The organism is Bradyrhizobium uaiense (assembly GCF_010811875.1).
GTDB lineage: Bacteria > Pseudomonadota > Alphaproteobacteria > Rhizobiales > Xanthobacteraceae > Bradyrhizobium > Bradyrhizobium uaiense.
The window spans coordinates 1-245 of record NZ_VKHP01000927.1 but is presented as its reverse complement, the minus strand read 5'-3'; the positions used below and the strand labels follow the sequence as shown (position 1 = coordinate 245).

Annotated in this window: 2 pseudogenes; one reads left to right on the top strand and one right to left on the bottom strand. The window is 63.7% G+C overall.

Features of this window, described 5'->3' with window-relative positions:
* A pseudogene (locus FNJ47_RS50930) lies at positions 1–126 on the bottom strand (ABC transporter substrate-binding protein); the annotation flags it as partial.
* On the opposite strand from FNJ47_RS50930, the pseudogene FNJ47_RS52510 reads away from it, so the two are divergent.
* Positions 119–245: pseudogene (locus FNJ47_RS52510) on the top strand (ABC transporter substrate-binding protein); the annotation flags it as partial. The pseudogenes FNJ47_RS50930 and FNJ47_RS52510 overlap by 8 nt on opposite strands.

Genomic DNA, 245 nt, shown 5'->3' with positions numbered 1-245 from the left:
CGCGTCGGCGCCGCCGAGGCCGAGATAGATCGCATCGACATCGTCGGGAAGCGCTGCGATGACCGAGGCGAAGTCCTTGGTGCCGAGCGGCACCCATTGCCGGTTGGTGACCTGGCCGCCGGCGCCGAATTTCTTCCGCTACAACATGGACGGCGCGCAGTGGCAGGTCGGCCTCGGCAAATACGCCTATGAGACCAAGGGTTATCGCAAGATCGCGACCGTCGGCGAGGATTACTCCTTCATCT